Origin of the sequence: Nostoc sp., from assembly GCF_036919595.1 — a bacterium.
GTDB lineage: Bacteria > Cyanobacteriota > Cyanobacteriia > Cyanobacteriales > Nostocaceae > Nostoc.
The window spans coordinates 38,428-57,750 of sequence record NZ_JBALCO010000149.1 but is presented as its reverse complement, the minus strand read 5'-3'; the positions used below and the strand labels follow the sequence as shown (position 1 = coordinate 57,750).

The following is a 19,323-nucleotide window of genomic DNA, read 5'->3' as shown; positions in this document are numbered from 1 at the left end:
AGCAGCCTGTCCGAAGGTTCAAAATTAATCATTCTTACTTGTATAATTTAAGTTCCTCAACTATTGGTTACTGCTTATAAGAGACTTCCATAAAATAAAATCCTCACTGAGAGCGATGCCTTCGGCAAATAGCAGATTGCAAATTAATTAAGTAGACCCCTTGCCTTCCCTCCCCAAGGTATCGGGGAGGGTGGGTTAATGTACCTCACTTAGATGAAAAGCGCTGTAAATTGACAACATTGAGTCTACTTTTTTTGTGCAACTGGCTGCACGCGCAAACCCTCTGTCTCATCAACCGTAGGAGTGGCAATCAGCGATTCATTTCCTGTCAGGCCTGATGTAATTTCTACTTCAGTACCATAATCTCGCCCAACGACAACTTTTTGATAATGCACTGTTTGGTCTTTGGTTAGAGTTGCTACCTGCGTACCTCCGGCGTTAACCACTAAGGCACTATCTGGCACAACAAAGGGAGTATTATTGCGGTTAATGGCAAATTTAACAGTGGCATACATCCCAGGTCGCAGCGTCGCGTTGTAATTGTCCACTTCTAATTGTGTCAGCAAAGTGCGAGTATTTGGATCTATAGCGTTGCTAGTACGCACTACTTTACCCGTAAACGCTCGTTGTGGTAACTCTTTTACTGTAATTTCTGCTGTTTGACCAGTCTGAAATGATGGTGATAAACTCTGTGGAACATTCACATTCACGTCTAACTTGTCATAAGCAGCAATGGTATAAAGGCTAGTATTGCTAGTGTTGGTGTTGCTGGTACTGGTGTTACTAGTATTGCTGTTGCTATTGCTGTTGCCACTACCTGCTGAAATTAAAACACCTGTATTTACATTACGTGCGGTAATTACTCCTGCGAAAGGAGCAGTGACTTTCTTGTAAGACTGCAATACGATATTACGCTGGAAGTTTGCTTGAATGGCGTAGGCGTTAGCTTGTGCTGCTTTGACGTTAGCAGAGTCAGAATTGACAGTATTTTTTGCTGCCTCAACGTTGGCAAGATTAGCCTGATATGTGGCATATCTTGTATCAGCATCTTGTTGAGGCACTGCACCTTGCTTGACAAGAACACTCCAGCGCTGCCAACTCTGACGTGCGATCAATAGATTAGCCTGGGCTTGCTTCAAATCAGAAACGCCTTTAGCTAAACTAGCACGACTTTGAAGGACGTTAGCTTGTGCTTGCACGAACTCTGCCTTCGCTTGCAAAACTTGCTGATCTATGTCTGGTGAATCAATCTCTGCTAATAATTGACCAGCCTGCACGCGATCGCCAATGTCTGCGTACCACCGCCGCAAATACCCAGTACTGCGAGCGTAGATGGTCGTTTGGTTAAGAGCTACAACACTCCCAGGTAGTTCCAAATTGGTAGTAGCAGCAGCGCGACGGGGAGTGATAATGTTGACTGAGGTTAAGGTGCTTGCTTCCTTTACTGCTGCTTTTAATTCTGACCTTTGGCTTAACCGAGGCAGAATACCTATGGCTAGTAGGCTAGCAAAAAAAACAGCACCAATTACAGCCCAACCAATTCGACCGATGCCGCGCCTTTGTTTTCTAGAAGTCGTTTGTTGTTCTAAATCAGGAGATGGAGGCTGAGAATCCATAGGTAAGCTGTCCCATATTATCTAATTTGCAGAAATTCAGCAGCTAGAGTCATTACCATCATTGGCTTTAGCAATTTTGGACAATGAAATTGCTTACTCCTTGCCTTGGGATGATGACAAGGAGTATGCAGTCTGTGGATCTGAGAAATTTAAATCGTCATCATTCTCATCAATAGGACGAGGTTGTTTACGCCGTAACATACTGTATACAACAGGTACAAAGATGAGTGTTGCAATTGTTGCAGCTGACAAGCCGCCAATTACAGCGCGACCTAAGGGCGCATTTTGCTCACCACCTTCACCAAGACCGAGAGACATTGGCACCATACCAATGAGCATGGCTAAGGCAGTCATCAACACAGGACGCAACCGCGTGTGACCCGCCGCTTGCGCTGCTTTATAGGCATTTTGACCTTCTTGACGCTGGTCATTAGCAAAAGTGATCATTAGAATACTGTTTGATGTCGCTACACCTATACTCATAATTGCACCCATTAATGAAGGAACGCTAAAAGTGGTGCGGGTGACAAACAGCATCCAGACAATACCAGCTAAAGCACTCGGCAATGCCATCATAATAATCAGGGGATCAAGCCAAGATTGGAAGTTCACTACCATTAAGCAGTAAACCAGCACAATTGCAAACACAAGTCCAAAACCAAGTCCCAAAAACGATGAGTTCATCGTTTGCACTTGCCCGCGGACATTAATCTGACTACCGTGAGGCAATTTTTTCTTATAATCAGCGATGATTCGATCCACATCGCGGGCAACTCCCCCTAGATCGCGATCATAGGAGTTAGCGTAGATATCGAAAACTGGTTGAATGTTGTAGTGATTGACAACTTGCATCACTGTGTCGCGTTTGACACTAGCCAAATTTCCTAAAAGTTGGGGTGCAGTTTGACCGTTACTAACTGGCGTATTTTTCAGGCTGTCAATAGAGTCAATTTTGTACTGGGGAACTTGTACAGCAAGGGTATAACTCACACCTTTTTTGGGATCGAGCCATTGATTGATTGCGGCTTGACCGCTTGAACTTAAAGAAGTGAGAACGCTATTGGCAACATCACGCTGAGTCATACCCAGTTGTTGAGCCTCGGTACGATCTACATCAAGACGTAACTCTGGCGCATCGACAACTTGCTGCATGTGTACATCTACAGCACCAGGAATGAGCGTCATCCGGGCTTCGATTTGTTTGGCAATTTCAAAGTTAGCCTTTGAGTTTTGCAGAGGGCCAGATACTTGCACGTCAACAGCAGCAGGCAAACCGAAATTCAAAATTTGAGTAACAATATCAGCTGGCTCAAAAAAGAAGGTGTAATTGGGAAATGTCGCTTTCAATTTCTGGCGAAGTTGCTTGACATAAGAAAAAGTTGAACCAGATTTTTTTAGGGACACAAGAATGTCAGCATCAGCCGGACCAATTGTAGCACCGTTGTAGCCATAGGTAAGGTTAATCCCACTGTTGGGTAAGCCGATGTTATCCAGAATCTTCGAGAGATTTTCCTTTGGTACAGTCTGGCGAATAACGCCTTCGACTTGGCTGACAATTTTTTCTGTCTCTTCCAAACGAGTACCAGGTAAGGCTCGAACATGTAAGCTAAACTGACCACCATCGACTTCAGGGAAAAAGTCTTGACCGACGAACGGCAACAAAACTCCTGCACTTACTATAAAAGCACCAAACAGTACAAAGACTATGCGGCGGTGATTTAATGCTGAGGTTAGGACATCGTAGTACCAACTGCGAAATTTCTCAAATTGCCGATTAAACTTTTCGTGTAGCCGCCATATCCAATCTTTCTTAACAGGTTCGGCAGTTTTAGTTGTTGCTTCTTGCGTTTGGTGGCGATCGCCATGACCATTATTGTTTTGGACTGGCGAATGGGTATGGTGGTTGTCGCGACTATCATGGATTTCGACTGGTGAATGGGTGTGGCTATCACCATGACCATTATTGTTTTGAACTGGCGAATTTATATGATGGTTGTCGCGACCATTATTGTTTTGAACTGGCGAATCTATATGATGGCGATCGCCATGACCATTATGATCCTCGTTTTCTCTATGCAAATCTGCTTCATGCGGTAGCAAATAGCTTGCCATCGTCGGTACTACAGTCCGAGATAGCACATAAGAAGCAAGCATGGCAAATACTACCGCCATCGCTAGCGGGACAAACAGGTACTTTGCCACTCCACTTAGAAACACCACCGGCACAAAGACAATACAAATACATAATGTTGCTACAAGTGCTGGAGTTGCGATTTGCTGCGCTCCATCTAAGATTGCTCGTTTAATTGGTTTCCCTTGTCCGAGATTTCGGTGGATATTTTCAATTTCTACTGTGGCATCATCTACGAGAATACCGACAGCTAAGGACAAACCACCCAAAGTCATAATGTTGAAAGTTTGTCCCAAACGACTCATCACAATAATCGAAACTAGCATCGAGAGGGGAATCGATACGGCTACAATTACAGTGCTGCGCCAACTTCCCAAAAAAATCAAAATCATCAGCGCGGTGAGACACCCGGCAATCAATCCTTCTTTGAGAACGCCTTGAATCGAAGCTTTAACAAATACAGATTGATCGAACAAAAAGGCTAAATTCAGTCCTGGGGGTAAAGTGGATTGGATGCGAGGCAAAGCTTTTTTCACCCGATCAATCACATCAATAGTTGAGGCATTGCCACTCTTAAGGATACTAAGTAAACTCGATCGCCTACCATTTTCACGTACTATATTCGCTTGCACGGCAAAGCCATCCCTTACCTGCGCGACATCACGAATGTAAGTCACATCACCATTGACTTGTTTAATCGGCAAGTCGTTGAGGGCTGTCACTACATCTGGACTATTGTTGATTTGTACGGCGAAGTCGCGAGTGCCTATCTTCATATCGCCTGCGGGCAAGACCAGATTTTGGGCACTGACAGCATTAGTCACGTCTTGGGCAGAAACACCTTTAGCCAACATCGCTTGGGGATCGATATCAACCATAATTTGCCGAGGTTTACCACCATAGGGCAAAGGTACACTTGCCCCTTGGACTGTTGCTAACTGGGTGCGGACAAAGTTGGTAGCATAGTCGTTGAGCGCTTGTTCTGGCAAGTTTTTGCTGCTGACACTCATCTGAATAATCGGCACGCTAGAAGCGTTGTACTGAATGATGAATGGCGGCGTGATCCCGGGTGGCAAAGGACGGAGAATTGTTTGGCTGACAGAGGTGATTTGAGCGACTGCTGAGGCTATATTAACGCTCGGTTGAAAGAAAACCTTGACGACACTAACACCACTTAAAGATTGAGACTCAATGTGTTCGATGTCACCAACGGTTGTTGTCATGGCGCGTTCGCTAATTGTCACGATCCGCTGTGCCATTTCCTCAGATGTAGTACCAGTATAAGTCCAAACTATACTGACAACCGGAATGTTGATTGCGGGAAAAATATCAACCGCTGTGCCAAATATTGTTACTACACCCAAGATCACAATCATCAAGGCAGCGATCGCGAATGTATACGGAAGACGTAAAGCAATTTTGACGATCCACATGCAATTTCCTTTTAGATAGGTTTAGCGCTCTATCAATCACTATTGCGAGAGAATAATTTAGAATCCTTCTTACAAGTGGCTTTTGTCAAAAAGCCACAATTTTGTGCATTGTATTAAAAAATAAAAACTCAAACCCATTTCTTGTCTTGTATTAAAAATGGCATCTGATTTTTCGTTTTCTAAAGTGATGAAACAGAGTTAGATATATAAAGGTCTACTGAAGATATCGTAAATAAATGTAACGCGTTTTCTCCTTTGTGATCCACGTCACCAGTCATAGATGCTCTTAACGAAATATTTCTTAACATTAAACAAAAAGGTATTGGGTCAATACGGTTCGGTTAAACTTTAAGCAGTATTAAGTACAGAGAAGATGAGTGTTTCAATTTTGGCTCCCATTCCTTTGTGTATCAGTTTCTTGGAAGGAAATTTAGCTCTAGTTTTTTTACTGCTCGTCGGTTATATTACGCACACTTTACGATTCTTTTCTTCGCAACGCTGCACGAACCCAAGAGCATCTTGTAGAGTTGGAGTATGCTTCATTCGCAATTGACTTTTAACGATTTTAGTAAATTTGCTTGCATTGGGATGCTCCCTAGATGCGAGCCTGTAAAGATAGCCCAATAAAAGGGCTGCTGAATAATTAACTTGTGAGAAAGGTCTTTGTGAGCTTCTACGGTTATAACAGAAGCCGACATTAGGATACACTGGCTTTTGAATACACCGGAAGTTTATCAGTGACTTTATTTGTCGCTGCTAGTGACTTCCTGCCTAGTGTCCTATCGCTTTTTGCTGTATGAAACTTACTCCAATCTACGGCAAGTCTCCCTCAATAAGGTTTCTTAGCATCTAAAACGATTCCCACTGTTTTGAGGCTATAGCCTTAGAATATTTACAAGCTTTACTTACGAATTAGCTTTCTCTAGAAAAATACCGTTTTTGCTATCTAAGCTGACATTCTACCTCTTTCTATCCAAATTTTTGTAGCTTGACAAATCAGCTGATTCATTAATATTAAGCCTGTTTTACTATTTAGTTTCTTACCCGTGACCTATTAGACAGTTAGAGTGTTCATTTTACTTTGTTCAATAGCTTTTAGCCCTTATCGCTCCCATGCTCACCCATCACCGCAAGCCCGTGTGCTTATCACTTATTTCCACTGACCTACCAATCTGGTCTGTTGTGGAAACTGCCGCGACATTGTATCAAAAGGATACTAATAGATTCCATTTGCTGTTAACTGCACCGCCCCTAATTAGCTGGGAAGTAGAGAGTGTCGTAAGTCCAGAGGACACACTTACCCAAAGTAAGAGCAAAGTTTATGCCCCTAACAGCCCCAGAATTTTATGGCTGGAGATTTCCCCTTACCGGGTGATCATGACTATGCAAGGTAACGCTCAAGTGAGTTACCGTCACTTTTGGGAACAGGGCGTTTATGGCATTAGTCGCTATTGGTTGCCAACTGAGTCATTCCAACCTAACAATCCGATTCGTTTACGAAATTTTACTAGTAGCCTAACTCTCAACGGACATCCCTTGCCAGAACATTTGCGTCTGGAATATGAATTGTGGGCAGAAAAAGTCCAACTAGGATGCTACATACTTAATTTGGAAATTAAACATTGATAGTTAGCGGGACTGGGGATTGGGGACTAAAAACATTTTCCAGTACCCAATACCCAATAAATAGTTCCTTTCAACCAAAATAACTGGGTTGGTTTCCAGGTTTCCATTTAATATTGCAACCAACACTCGGCTTTTGCTCACTTGTAACAGGTTTACCCGCCAGTGCTGCTTCAATGGCTGCGCGTAAATCTACGCCTGTTACAGGTTTACCATTACTCGGACGGCTATCGTCTAATTGCCCCCGATAAACAAGTTGGCGTTGGTCATCAAATACAAAAAAATCTGGTGTGCAAGCTGCTGTATAAGCCTTTGCCGTTTCCTGGCTCTCATCGTAGCATAATGTAAAATTAAACCCTTGTTCTGTAACAAATGCTTGTAACGACTCTGGCGCATCATCTGGGTAATTCTTTGCATCGTTAGCACTAATGGCAACAATCGCTAAATCACCTGTAAAATAATCTTTTCCTAACTGCGCTAATTCTTTTTGGACGTGCTTTACAAACGGGCAATGCCGACAAATAAACATTACCAACAGCACCTTTTTGTCTGCAAAGGTGGAAAGTGAAGTTGCCTTTCCAGATACTACTTCCGGTAGATCAAAATCTGGTGCTTTTGTGCCTAGCGCCAACATAGTTGAAGCAGTTAAAGCCATAATTTACCTGATAACTTTACGCTGATAACTAACGGCTTTTGCTATCAGTATATTTTACTCTACCACTAAGTTTTCCATAAATTAAGAGACGGTAAATTTACCGTCTCTTAATTTTTATTGAGAGTTATGTTACAGTAATCAGTTTTTACAGACTTGTCAAAACACCAACGATACCGTGCCCTGTGAATACTTCTAATGCTATTAGAGAGACAAAACCAATCATTGCTAAACGACCGTTGAGCAGTTCTGCAAAAGGAGTGAAGCCTGTGCGATCGCCTTGATCATCTATATAAACCCTTGGCTCGATCGCAAAGTTGTTCAGTTTGCCTTGGTCGTCAATTATAGCAGTGTTTGTACGCATGGATTTTTCCGTGTCTTCTCTTTCTGTAAATTACTGTAACAAAAATATTAATATTTGTAAAGTATCTAAATCTGCTCAAGTAGAAGTCCAAGCCAGAGATAATGATAATGAATCAAGTTCAAAGCCATGTTTAACGAACAGGCTTTGCTCCTTGTGTGTAAGCACTTTCAGTCACAAATCCATTCCCAAAAACTAATGCATCGATTTCGAGTAGAGGTTATTGCCAAAACACCAAACCCGCAGCAGGTGATTTATGCCGCAATGCACCAGGACTATACTGATGGGTTCGTGTTTGATGAGCGTGACTCTTGGCCCTCGGAGTCACAAAGCGGCGAAGTTATTGTTAAGCGACTTTTAATCGGTGAGAGGGGACACTATGGGCCTCTAGAGCATCCCCAGATTGTTTTCAACTGTGGTTACTTTCCTCATAGCGTGATGCAGCAGGCGCGTACTCATCGTGTGGGCGTATCATTTGATGTTCAGTCTTTTAGATACACAGGCAACCAATTTATTGATGTAGTAGAAGGTAAGAAAGACATAGAAGATGTTTTTTACTTGCGTCCCGTTGGTTATTACACTGATAGACAAGGCAAAAAGTACCATTATTCACCAGAGCAACGAGCAGCAGATTTGCAATGGTGTTTAGAAGCAGCTAAACGATATAAAGCTGATTTTGAGGCTGGAATGTCTGAAGAACACGCAAGAGGTAAAGTGCCTTTTGATTATCGTCAGCATTTTATAATTAGTTTCAATTTAAGGTCTTTCTTGCATTTTTGTGACTTGAGAAATAAGAAAGATGCTCAACTTGAAATTCAAAAGTTATGTGAAATGATGTGGCCTCATTTTGAAGATTGGGCACCTGCGATCGCACAATGGTATGAAAAGCAGCGTCTAGGTAAGGCAAAATTAGCACCTTAAATATTGGCTTATGAGCCTCCTTATACTATTAGTCCCTCACGGCTACGCGTCTTGACGTTCCGAATTTTGCATTGGATTCAGGGCGATCGCACAATGGTATGGAAAGCAGTGTCTAAGTAAAGCGAGATTGGCACTTAAAAATTGGGTATATAACAAGTTTTTTAAAGTATAATAAATTACCTTATTATCAATAACAAAACAATGAGTGTTATCCCATTTATATTGGATGGTAGTAATAGAACAGTCGTAGAGACTAGGGAAGAGTATGAGAAAGCTGGTGGTCTTGAAGGAAGTGTAATTTTTATACAGAATTTAAATATCAAACAAATTCATAATACGAAGTCTAGTAATGCCAGCTATGATTTAAGAGTTGGTGATGAATACAGAGATCATAGAGACTCCGGTAAAACTGATCTGTTGGAGAATGGCACAATATCTCTTCAACCCGGTTCTGCCGTAATCATTGAGACAGTTGAATCAGTTCAATTTCCCAAATCTAGATTTGGCCATGTAGTTCCAAAAGTATCTCTTCTGCAAGATGGATTATCTAACACCTCATCAAAGATAGACCCTGGATATGAAGGAAAACTTTCTATCACAGTTTTCAATTTAGGCAAAAGAACCGTTAAGCTTAGGAAAGGACAAGATTTTTGTACTCTCTATGTAATTGAGGTCAAACAAGGAGTTATTCCTTATACAAAAGACCCTAAAAAAATTGCCGGAAACTCTAGAAAGGATTTATTAAGTAGGCTTAAAGATTTTATTGAGACAAATCAGACATACTTTACTATTATTTTAACTATTGCAACCATAGTTTTAACAATTGTTCAAATTGTACAGCCTTTAGGTAAACAGGAAGTACATACACTTCCCAAAGGAAGCAGAGAGAAAACTAAATAATTCTTTTGAAGTTTAAACCCTAGCCAGAGTTACACCTTTTAACTGGTCTTGATATTTACCCTGGCGTGCTTCATAATTTACAGCACATGGTTCTCCCTCCAAAAACATTAACTGTACTATTCCTTCATTAGCATAAATGCGGCAATCAGCGCTAGAAGCGTTAGATAACTCTAGTGTCAAGTAACCGCGCCAAGCAGCTTCGGCTGGAGTTACATTTGCAATTATTCCACAACGAGCGTAAGTACTCTTACCTATACAAATTACTGTAATATTATCTGGTATTTCCAGCCTTTCAAGGGCAACCCCAAGCCCATAGGAGTGGGCAGGCAGAATGAAATATTTGCCATTAACATCTTTATGGAGTTGTGTTCGCTCCAAATTTTCAGGATTAAAATTCTTAGGATCTACTACAGTGCCTGGAATATGCCTAAAAATGCGAAAATCATCTGGTGATAGTCTGATGTCATAGCCAAAGCTGCTAAGACCAAATGAAATTACAGGTAAATTCTCAAGGTGACGTATTAGGCTAGGCTCAAAGGGCGAAATCAAACCCTGTTGAGCCATTTCAGTAATCCAGATATCGTTCTTAATCACAAGTTCGCTGCTAACGTTAATTCAATCCGACTCGATATATTAGCACGAACTGAATATTTTGTTTAGGGTCGATAACTCCGGCGGATCTCTGTAATTTGATCTGCTATATCCAAAAGGGATTTGGGCATCTCTGGCCCTGTGAGAATGATATCGACTTGGGGAGGGCGTTTTGCCAGAAACGTTAAAACTTCGGTTTCAGGAATTAAACCAAAGTTAATCGCTAAACTTAACTCATCTAAGACAACGAGAGAATATTTACTCTCACACACTATTTGTTGTGTATATTGCCACAGCTTTTGTAAGGCTTGGTTTTCCGTATCTTCTAAATGCGGTGTATCGATACAACGAGGCAAATCGCAGCGAATCCAATCTAAATTTTGCCCTAATTGTATGGGTCGATCATGTCCTTGACGAATACCTCCTTTGAGGAACTGCACTATTAATACTGGTGTTCCTTGTCCAGCTATTCTCAGTGATTGAGCCATAACGCTCGTAAAAAAGTTGCGATGGGAGCTAGTGAAAACTTGCACTAGTCCTTCAACTGGATATGGTAAGGGAAGGATTGAATTGATACTTATAGTTTCTAGCTGGGCAACCATAGGGCTAAGTTCAAAAAGATACAATAAATTAAGATTTTCTGCTGAGCCAAGAGGACTCTTGGGAGGGCAGATTTGGGAACTTGGGGAAAAAAGAAAAAACCTTTTGTCTACTTTCTTTTCAAGAAGAGTGAATTCATTTATGCAGAAAAAGAAAATTTCTTCCGAGATTGGTTGCAACGAGGTATAAAACATCCAGTTTTCGGAGCAAATAGATTTATCTATGGGGTAACCCCAGAGTCAACCTATTCCAAGAGTTCCAAGATTCCTCTTGTCCCAAAAGTCCTCTTTTTGCCAGTAATTATTACAATTTACCTGTATAATTAATCTGTTTCTCACACATGTGGTGGATTTGGCAAATTGCATTCTTAGTCAAACACTACGTTTGTGCTGAAGTCAAGAGTTATTTTCGTTTTTTCTCTGAAAGTAGTTGTAAAAATGAAAACACATGAGTTAGAGTTCCAATTATTTAAAAAAGCTGGGCATAATGGCTGAAAATCGCTAAATGTTAGATTTCCCAGTTGTTTGGGCAAAACAGACTTAACAAGTAGTGAATTTCACAGGATGAGGAGTTAATTGTTGTGAGATTGGTGATTGTGGGAGGTTCAGGATCGGGGAAAAGCACTCAAGGACAAAGGCTTTGCAGATACTTTGATATTCCTCTGATTTCTACAGGAGAGATTTTACGGGAAGCAATATCTGGCGATCAGCACATCCAGGAATTTCGATGGTCACAAGCCGATCCCCGGACTTCTCTTTCGGTTTACGCTAGCTTGAGTGAACTAGGTTACCACGCACGGCCCTACATGGAGAAAGGGGAGTTAGTTCCAGACGAAATGATCATTGAATTGATCCAAATTCGCCTTAGACAACCAGATATTGACTGTGCTTGGGTCTTAGAAGGCTATCCCCGTACTGCCTTCCAAGCTAAAGAATTAGATTTTTTATTGGATAATTCAGGGCAAAAGCTAGATTGGGCAATTTATCTCCAAGTCTCAGAAGCAGTCATGGTTAGCCGATCCTTGGGGCGATCGCTACCAGATGACCAACCAGAAATCGTACAACGCCGTATAGAATTATTCTACGATCACACCATTCCCATCCTAGAATATTACGACCGTCGTCGCCGCCTATTGACCATCAACGGCGACCAGTCACCAGATATGGTGCAGCAAAATATTTTGACTCTGCTTTCAGTTCCTTAAAAAACAAGCAGGGGAGTAAGAATTTTAGATTTTAGATTTTAGATTGAAATATAATCCAAAATCTAAAATCCAAAATCCAAAATTGAATTGCCCAATACCCCTCAATCAGATGATTTACAACACTAAGGTAACCTTAAGGCAGTATTGTAAAACTTGAGGCAACTCTAATGGCTTGGCAGCGTCCAGACGGCCGTCTTCCCTACGAACTACGTCCGATCAGCTTTTACCCCAGTTTCACCCGCTTTGCTCCCGGTTCTGTTCTCACTAGATGTGGTGACACTCAGGTACTTTGTACCGTTAGCGTTGCTAAAGGAGTTCCGAAGTTTCTCGAAGGAACTGGTAAAGGCTGGTTAACTGCTGAGTACCGGATGTTACCATCTGCTACTCAAAAACGGCAAGAAAGGGAATTATTGAAATTATCTGGACGGACGCAAGAAATTCAACGTCTAATTGGCCGTAGCTTACGCGCAGCAGTGGATTTTGAGGCTCTGGGAGAACGCACGTTAACTGTAGATGCCGATGTGTTGCAAGCAGACGCTGGAACTCGAACAACAGCGATTACAGGCTCTTTTGTCGCGTTGGCTCATGCGATTTCTAAATTGTTGCAGGAGGGCGGGTTGGAGCGATCGCCTCTGTGTGGACAGGTAGCAGCAGTTTCCGTAGGATTACTGGAGCAAGAGCCATTTTTAGATCTAAATTATATTGAAGATGTGGCTGCAACAGTAGATTTTAACGTGGTGATGAATCAACACCTGGGAATTATTGAAGTCCAGGGAACAGCCGAAGAAGGCAGCTTTAGCCGCACTCAGTTGGATAAACTTCTAGATGTCGCTCAAAAAGGAATTCAGCAATTGTTAATCGCCCAACGCGAAGCGATCGCTGACTGGGAAGCATTGTTTCTAATTAATTAGTTTTATTAATTTTTAATAAGAATTAATAAATGTATCCTCTATGGCGTTATTCAACCAAGTATCAAGTAACTGGATGTAAATAAAAATAATCATGGTTAGTACGACTGACTACTGACAACTCACCGTTGAAAATGATAATGAGCGTCTATATTTTTCCAGCCTACTTAATCCACGATGTTAAATGTTTCAAAATTTCAAAAGGAGGATTGTAATAAGTTCGGTATTGTATTGCTGGAAGCCAGCAATATGATGAAGCCATGAACAAAACCGTTGAAGTTCTACCGGATCAGCCAGCACTAGTTGCACGAGCGCTAGAATTAATTCTGTCCAAGTTAGAAACTGCCATTGAGCAGCGGGGGCGGTTTACCATCGCCTTATCTGGCGGTAGTACACCTAAACCGTTATACGAAGCGATCGCTAATCAAAAACTGCCTTGGGATAAAATTCATATATTCTGGGGGGATGAGCGTTACGTACCACCAGATCACCACGATAGCAATGAATTGATGACGCGTCGTGCGTGGCTAGATCGTGTTGACATCCCAGCGGCTAACATTCATCCCGTACCAACTTTAGAAGCCAATCCAGAACTGGCTGCTGCTAAGTATGAACAACATCTCAAAGAATTTTTCAATTCTCCTGGGGTCGAGTTTCCCTCATTGGATGTAGTATTACTAGGAATGGGTGATGATGCACATACCGCATCTTTGTTTCCCCACACAGAGGCTCTCAAAGTACGCGATCGCCTGCTGACTGTGGGTAACAAAAACGGAAACCTCAGGATAAGTTTCACATACCCCTTTATCAACTCTGCTCGCAGCGTGATTTTTCTGGTTGCTGGTGCTAATAAACGACCAGCTTTGGCGCAAGTCTTTGCACCTGTAGCGGATGACTTCACTTACCCATCCCGCTTAATTCAGCCCCAAGGTGAACTTTGGTGGCTGCTGGATGCGGCAGCAGGTTTGGAACTCCAACATTGAACAATGGGGCATTGGGCACAAGAGGCAGTGCAAAGGGGCAAAAAGACTTACTGTAATTTCCCCTCTGCTCCCCTGCTTCTTTCCTCACGTCAGAGCGTCCAATTCATTGTTCCATCAGCACTAATTGCTAGAATCTAAAGCTAGGGCCGCTCTCTGCTTGCCAGTCCTACCTATATTTATGATGATCTTGAACAAAGGCTAAATATCGATGATCGTCTGCCCTAATTGCAATCATCCTAACCCTGACGGCGCTGTCCAGTGTGAAGCTTGCTATACACCCTTACCCGCGACTACTAACTGTCCCAGTTGTGGGGCAACTGTGCAGGCAGATGCTGCATTCTGCGGTCAGTGTGGCTATAACCTTCACTCCGCAGGAGTTCCACATGTTCATACTGCGGTAGCTGCAACAGTTACTCCCAATATTCCTGTGGAAGTTCCGCCGTTAGATCCACCCGATCCACTGTTAGAACTTTTACAACCAGATGCTTTGGGAATAAGCGGTTCTACTAGTTCCCATCCTTCAGGCTCATCTTTACCACCAACAGAGGTGGCAGTTACCCCAGTAGCTCCGCCACAGGTATCTGTTACAGAAAGCAGCCCCCCAGAAGCACCGCCAACCGTTGTAGCTCAACCCGTAGTTTCTGGACAAAGTATTCCGACTCCACCACCTTTGGAACCAACGCCAGCCTCCGAAGCCGAACTACCCCCGCCAGCAGCACCAACTACAACTGCTGCCAGAACGCAATTGCAGCAGGTTACAGCGCGGTTAATCCACGTTCAAAGTGATCGGTTAATTGAATTGCCCCAAAATCTCTCTGTGATTCATATCGGCAAGCTTAATGACCGGATTCCCCCAGATATAGATGTTTCAGGATTTCGTAATTCAGAAATTGTCTCGCGGATTCATGCAGATATTCGCGTCGAGGGAGACGCTCACTATGTAGAGGATGTGGGAAGTTCCAATGGCACCTACATTAATAATTTGCCGCTCTTACCGGGGAATCGTCACCGCTTGCGACCAGGCGATCGCATCAGCTTGGGTAAAGGAGACTTAATGACATTCCTGTTTCAAGTTGCTTAACTGATTCTCGATCAATTGTGACATCAGTCTAGGCATTTTCTGCCCATCCTCCGGCATCATTAAAGGAGGATAAACAAATGAACCGCATTAGACAAGCGACGGATAACTATGTTGTTCTTGATAGCGCCATAGTTTACAGCCGTCGCTTTGATGTGCGAATTGTTGCATTGCCCAGCAACCCCACTACCTTAATAATTACACTAGGATAGAGGAAATACACTGTCAGTTTTAGATTTTGAATTTTCCGGAAAATCTAAAATCTAAAATCGTTCGACTGAGCCAAGTCGAAGTCTAAAATCCAAAATCGAGTGACCTATGAGGGAACCAAGCAAAAATTTTAAACCCTTGCTCACCAAAGAAGCCCCGCCAGTTGTTGAACGTATGGGGCTAACCTGGTTAATTGCAGCAGCGATCGCAACTGCTTTACTGTGGCAAATACCAGGAGGGGATTATATCTTATACCCATTTACAATCTTGGCAACTTGGTTTCATGAAATGGGTCACGGCTTAATGGCACTCCTATTAGGGGGACAGTTTCAGAAGTTGCAGATTTTTAGCAATGGTTCCGGTGTCGCAACTTATGGTATCCGGTCGGCATTGGGGCCAATTGGCCCGGCAATGGTCGCAGCAGCAGGGCCAATGGGGCCGCCTCTTGCCGGTGCAGCTTTGATTCTGGCTTCCCGCAGTTTCAGAGCAGCTACCCTCTGTTTAAAAATATTAGGGAGTTTTTTGCTATTTTCCACATTAATTTGGATACGTTCCTGGTTTGGATTGGTGGCAATTCCCTTGCTGGGTTTAATAATTTTGGGTATCGCCCTGAGAGCACCTCGCTGGGCCCAAGGGTTTGCCATTCAATTGCTGGGTGTACAAGCTTGTGTGAGTACGTACCATCAACTTGATTATCTATTTAGTAGTTCTGCTGGCCCCCTTGGACTCTCTGATACAGCGCAAATGCAGCGGTATTTGCTTTTACCTTACTGGTTTTGGGGCGGTTTGATGGCGATCGCATCTCTGGTGATTTTAGTCCAAAGTCTCCGCGTTGCCTATCGTTCGGAGTAATGGGTAATAAGCATCACAAAAAGGCGATTGAATCTTCGACTCTAAGAATTACTGAACATCAAGAAAAGATTAAACTGGAATCAGAGAAGAGTTTTCCTGACGAAGGTTTAATTAAGCATTGGGAAAAAGAGATTCGTGCTTTTGACAAGGCAATCCAGCAAGTGCGTAAAAGATTGGGACAATGAATGTGCAGATTAGCGATCGCCCTCTTGCAGTCACGAATTCAACCCTCAGTACCTTGATTGCTGAATTAAGTACAGAGTGCCTGAAAGTACAAGCATTAGTTAACCAGTTACAGTTACTTAGTTTAACTGCTAACCAACAAGCTGAAATTCTAGCAGAACTCTTAGCTGCTGCCGTTCACCTACATAATCATTGTGACGAAGATTTTCAGACGCTAATTACTGAGGAAATGGAAAATTTGCCTGATGATGAGGATTGAATGGTGATTTCAGTCCAAAGTCTTTGCGTTACCTATTGTTAGGCGTACATGAATGTGTTCCCTTAACGTTATCTAGTCATTTAGTATTAGCGATCAATTGCCAAGCATTACTTAAACTGACGGTTGAGCGCGAATTTCATTTGCACAAGGACGACCCTGTTCAAGATCAGCAATATTAGCAACAGTTGTTTCGGCAATATTGTAGAGAGCTTCTACTGTAAAAAAGGCTTGATGTCCGGTAATAAGTACATTGGGGAACGTTGTCAGACGTTGGAAAATATCATCTTGAATAATTTCGCCAGACAAATCTTCAAAGAACAATTCCGATTCTTGTTCGTAGACATCCACACCGAGATAGCCAATCTTACCAGACTTCAATCCCTCAATTACTGCTTGGGTATCAATCAGCGCTCCTCGGCTAGTGTTAATTAGCATCACGCCTGACTTAATCTGTTTGATAGCCTCAGCGTTAATCAAGTGATGCGTTTCGGGAATCAGGGGGCAATGCAGGGAGATAATATCAGAGTTGGCAAATAACTCAGGTAGTTCTACATACTTTCCACCTAGCGCCTCCAATTCTGGATTGTGATAAACGTCATAGGCGAGTAGGTTACAGCCAAACCCCTTCATAATCTTTCCTAAAATCAGACCGATTTTGCCAGTGCCGACAATCCCCACTGTGCGCTCATGCAAATTAAATCCCAACAGTCCATCTAGGGAAAAATTGCTTTCTCGGACACGGTTATAGGCACGATGAATTTTACGATTCAAGCTTAAAATCAATCCTACAGCATGTTCTGCTACTCCGTAGGGTGAATAGGCGGGAACACGCACAACAGTAATTCCTAAATCCGCTGCGGCTTGTAAGTCTACATTGTTAAACCCTGCACAGCGAAGGACAACCAGCCGAGTTCCCCATGAGGCGAGAAGCTCTAAAGTTGGGGCATCAACCTGGTCATGCACAAATACGCAAACCGTCGTAAATCCGGTGGCAAGGATAGCAGTATCCCGATTTAAACGCGGTTCAAAAAAGACTAATTCGTGTTGGGTGAGAGAATTTGCAGCTGACAAAAAATGCCGATCATAGACTTTTGTACTGAAGACTGCTACTTTCATGCAAAACCTCAAGCTGTATGCTGCATGGTATTCGACTACATAATACCTTGGCAGTTAGAGAAGCGATGTCTATGATGGGCTATTCGGCATCACAGCTTTGAGCATTGCCAGTCTTCAGGATTGCTGTTAGTGTAAGCGATTCAATTCTCTCGGTGACTACTGAACTCAGACGTTTCGCTCCAAAATTAAGTGTTAATCATGCTTCATGCCCAATAAATAATTAAGGTAGATGACTGACTTTTGGCTGCTCGAAGTAGCCATACATCACCTGAGAAACTTGACGAATAAAATCCCTAGCTCTATTGTCATTATTCGGTCTTCGGACAAAAATTCCTGCTAAATAACGCTTACCTGATGGCGTTTCAATGATACCTGCATCGCCTAGTACAAACCGCAGAGTACCTGTTTTATGAGCAATATTTGCACCATAACCTAAGCCAGATGGGAGCAATGTTCTATTGTGACAACGAATCATAATACCTAAAACTTGGGATTGACTTGTCACAGAAATCAACTGATTATTTGTAATCAAAGCTGATAGTCGTACCAAGTCTTTCGCACTAGTTTTATTAGTTCCTTTAAAGTCTCCTAGCAGATTGTGAATTACAGTGCTTTGCAATCCCCAACCGTGAAACTTTTGATTTAATTTAGATACACCACCTAAACGGTCGATAATCATATTTGTAGCAGTGTTGTCACTAATAGTCATCATCTTAGTTGCAGTTTGCAAGAGACTAAGCTTAGTTCCTACTCGTTGATACTGCATATCTCCAGAACCGCCAGTGACATGTTTCCGTCGCATCACCAAAGTTTCACCTAGTTTGATTCTCCCTGCATCTACTTCCTGAAACAAAGCAATCAAAATAGGATATTTAATTGTGCTAGCGGCAGAAAAAGCTTTATCACCATTAAAACTAAAATAATCCCCAGTTTGTAAGTCCATAAAAAACATTCCGGGAGTGAGGAATCTATAATGCTCCATTAATGCTTTAATAGGAGTTTTTAGTTCTGATATCTCACGTCCCAAAGGAACTACACCAGTTAATTTAGAAGTATTTGTTGGGTTGACAGGTTCGCTTAGAGGAACCGGAGGAATAAATTTAAGTTTTGGTAGTTGTAAATTATATTGATTTGCACTCCAGTCATTTACATTGCTAACTTGATTCGTGTTGGGATTAGCTTTTACTGGGGACGATAGTAAAAGAATACTTGTTAGGCTCAATAAGAACCAGCGTAGTTTCATGCAGTGCTGTGAGGATAGTGTTGGATTTATTTACAGAGATTTTCCAAAGAAGTTAATCAAATCCGGATTGATTGACATAGTAATCCCTAAAATATCCCATGTCAAGAGAGATTGATAACACATTACCTAGAATATTAAAAACAAGAATTGTGACAAAAAAGCACAAGGTTAAATATATAAGATATGCATATATCACATCAATTAACTATGTATTTATACAAATATTAATAGATTATGATTACGGTTTTAATTTCGCTAGCAATGATTTATACATGGCAAGAGGGATGAATAAAGCACTCTCAGTGAAACTAATTAAAAAATGGAAACTGAAAACTACAAAACGACTAATGCTCATTGGCTTTTGAGGATTTTATAACTGTTATAAAAATTCTATAGGAGATTTATCTGCAACAGGTTGAGTGTTTGTTTCAGAGGTCATCTAAGCTCGACTTTATCCAA

General features: G+C 42.1%; 19 protein-coding genes. 11 read left to right on the top strand and 8 right to left on the bottom strand.

What is annotated here, in order from left to right; all coding sequences use genetic code 11:
- Positions 1-245: 245 nt before the first annotated feature.
- A complete protein-coding gene (locus V7K21_RS22980) occupies positions 246-1,616 on the bottom strand; it encodes an efflux RND transporter periplasmic adaptor subunit (protein ID WP_335177498.1) in 1,371 nt (456 codons plus the stop codon).
- Positions 1,617-1,709: 93 nt separating this feature from the next.
- A complete protein-coding gene (locus V7K21_RS22975; protein WP_335177497.1) occupies positions 1,710-5,180 on the bottom strand; it encodes an efflux RND transporter permease subunit in 3,471 nt (1,156 codons plus the stop codon).
- 1,113 nt (positions 5,181-6,293) lie between these two features.
- Between V7K21_RS22975 and V7K21_RS22970 the strand changes: the two genes are divergently transcribed.
- Positions 6,294-6,806, top strand: a complete 513-nt coding sequence (locus V7K21_RS22970) for a hypothetical protein (protein WP_335177496.1) — start codon at positions 6,294-6,296, stop codon at positions 6,804-6,806.
- 70 nt (positions 6,807-6,876) lie between these two features.
- Here V7K21_RS22970 and V7K21_RS22965 read toward each other — a convergent pair whose 3' ends face one another.
- Together V7K21_RS22965 and V7K21_RS22960 are read right to left on the bottom strand one after the other, a co-directional pair.
- Positions 6,877-7,458, bottom strand: coding sequence for a thioredoxin family protein (locus tag V7K21_RS22965; RefSeq protein WP_335177495.1), 582 nt, complete (start codon positions 7,456-7,458; stop codon positions 6,877-6,879).
- Between the two features lie 145 nt (positions 7,459-7,603).
- Positions 7,604-7,819, bottom strand: a complete 216-nt coding sequence (locus V7K21_RS22960; protein WP_335065318.1) for a high light inducible protein — start codon at positions 7,817-7,819, stop codon at positions 7,604-7,606.
- A 195-nt stretch (positions 7,820-8,014) separates the two neighbouring features.
- Between V7K21_RS22960 and thyX the strand changes: the two genes are divergently transcribed.
- Both thyX and V7K21_RS22950 read left to right on the top strand, forming a co-directional pair.
- Positions 8,015-8,737, top strand: a complete 723-nt coding sequence (gene thyX / locus V7K21_RS22955; protein ID WP_335177494.1) for an FAD-dependent thymidylate synthase — start codon at positions 8,015-8,017, stop codon at positions 8,735-8,737.
- Positions 8,738-8,938: 201 nt separating this feature from the next.
- On the top strand, positions 8,939-9,637 hold the full coding sequence (locus V7K21_RS22950) for a dCTP deaminase domain-containing protein (RefSeq protein WP_335177493.1): 699 nt from the start codon (positions 8,939-8,941) through the stop codon (positions 9,635-9,637).
- 12 nt (positions 9,638-9,649) lie between these two features.
- Here V7K21_RS22950 and dcd read toward each other — a convergent pair whose 3' ends face one another.
- A complete protein-coding gene (dcd, locus tag V7K21_RS22945) occupies positions 9,650-10,231 on the bottom strand; it encodes a dCTP deaminase (RefSeq protein ID WP_442948913.1) in 582 nt (193 codons plus the stop codon).
- Between the two features lie 62 nt (positions 10,232-10,293).
- Positions 10,294-10,830, bottom strand: coding sequence for a P-loop NTPase family protein (locus V7K21_RS22940; protein ID WP_335177492.1), 537 nt, complete (start codon positions 10,828-10,830; stop codon positions 10,294-10,296).
- A 578-nt stretch (positions 10,831-11,408) separates the two neighbouring features.
- Here V7K21_RS22940 and V7K21_RS22935 point away from each other — a divergent pair.
- The 8 genes from V7K21_RS22935 to V7K21_RS22900 all read left to right on the top strand — a co-directional run bounded on the left by V7K21_RS22935 (position 11,409) and on the right by V7K21_RS22900 (position 16,505).
- On the top strand, positions 11,409-12,032 hold the full coding sequence (locus V7K21_RS22935) for an adenylate kinase family protein (RefSeq protein WP_335177491.1): 624 nt from the start codon (positions 11,409-11,411) through the stop codon (positions 12,030-12,032).
- Positions 12,033-12,199: 167 nt separating this feature from the next.
- The gene (gene rph / locus V7K21_RS22930; RefSeq protein WP_335177490.1) at positions 12,200-12,943 is read left to right on the top strand and encodes a ribonuclease PH; all 744 of its coding nucleotides are present in this window, start codon (positions 12,200-12,202) and stop codon (positions 12,941-12,943) included.
- 257 nt (positions 12,944-13,200) lie between these two features.
- Positions 13,201-13,923: a 6-phosphogluconolactonase gene (pgl, locus tag V7K21_RS22925; protein WP_335177489.1), complete on the top strand. Its 723-nt coding sequence runs from the start codon at positions 13,201-13,203 to the stop codon at positions 13,921-13,923.
- A gap of 208 nt (positions 13,924-14,131) precedes the next feature.
- Positions 14,132-15,004: an FHA domain-containing protein gene (locus V7K21_RS22920; RefSeq protein ID WP_335177488.1), complete on the top strand. Its 873-nt coding sequence runs from the start codon at positions 14,132-14,134 to the stop codon at positions 15,002-15,004.
- A gap of 77 nt (positions 15,005-15,081) precedes the next feature.
- Positions 15,082-15,213: a hypothetical protein gene (locus V7K21_RS22915; RefSeq protein WP_298919359.1), complete on the top strand. Its 132-nt coding sequence runs from the start codon at positions 15,082-15,084 to the stop codon at positions 15,211-15,213.
- Positions 15,214-15,319: 106 nt separating this feature from the next.
- The gene (locus V7K21_RS22910) at positions 15,320-16,063 is read left to right on the top strand and encodes a M50 family metallopeptidase (protein ID WP_334959324.1); all 744 of its coding nucleotides are present in this window, start codon (positions 15,320-15,322) and stop codon (positions 16,061-16,063) included.
- On the top strand, positions 16,063-16,248 hold the full coding sequence (locus V7K21_RS22905) for a hypothetical protein (protein ID WP_335177487.1): 186 nt from the start codon (positions 16,063-16,065) through the stop codon (positions 16,246-16,248). The genes V7K21_RS22910 and V7K21_RS22905 overlap by 1 nt, the downstream gene beginning before the upstream one ends.
- Entirely contained in the window at positions 16,245-16,505 is a 261-nt protein-coding gene (locus tag V7K21_RS22900) for a hypothetical protein (RefSeq protein WP_335177486.1), read from the top strand. The genes V7K21_RS22905 and V7K21_RS22900 overlap by 4 nt, the downstream gene beginning before the upstream one ends.
- Positions 16,506-16,616: 111 nt before the next feature.
- Here V7K21_RS22900 and V7K21_RS22895 read toward each other — a convergent pair whose 3' ends face one another.
- Together V7K21_RS22895 and V7K21_RS22890 are read right to left on the bottom strand one after the other, a co-directional pair.
- Positions 16,617-17,621 (bottom strand): 2-hydroxyacid dehydrogenase, encoded by a 1,005-nt coding sequence (locus tag V7K21_RS22895; RefSeq protein ID WP_335177485.1) that lies wholly within the window; start codon positions 17,619-17,621, stop codon positions 16,617-16,619.
- A gap of 220 nt (positions 17,622-17,841) precedes the next feature.
- Complete coding sequence (locus V7K21_RS22890) at positions 17,842-18,864, bottom strand: serine hydrolase (RefSeq protein WP_335177484.1); 1,023 nt, start codon at positions 18,862-18,864, stop codon at positions 17,842-17,844.
- Positions 18,865-19,323: the final 459 nt, after the last annotated feature.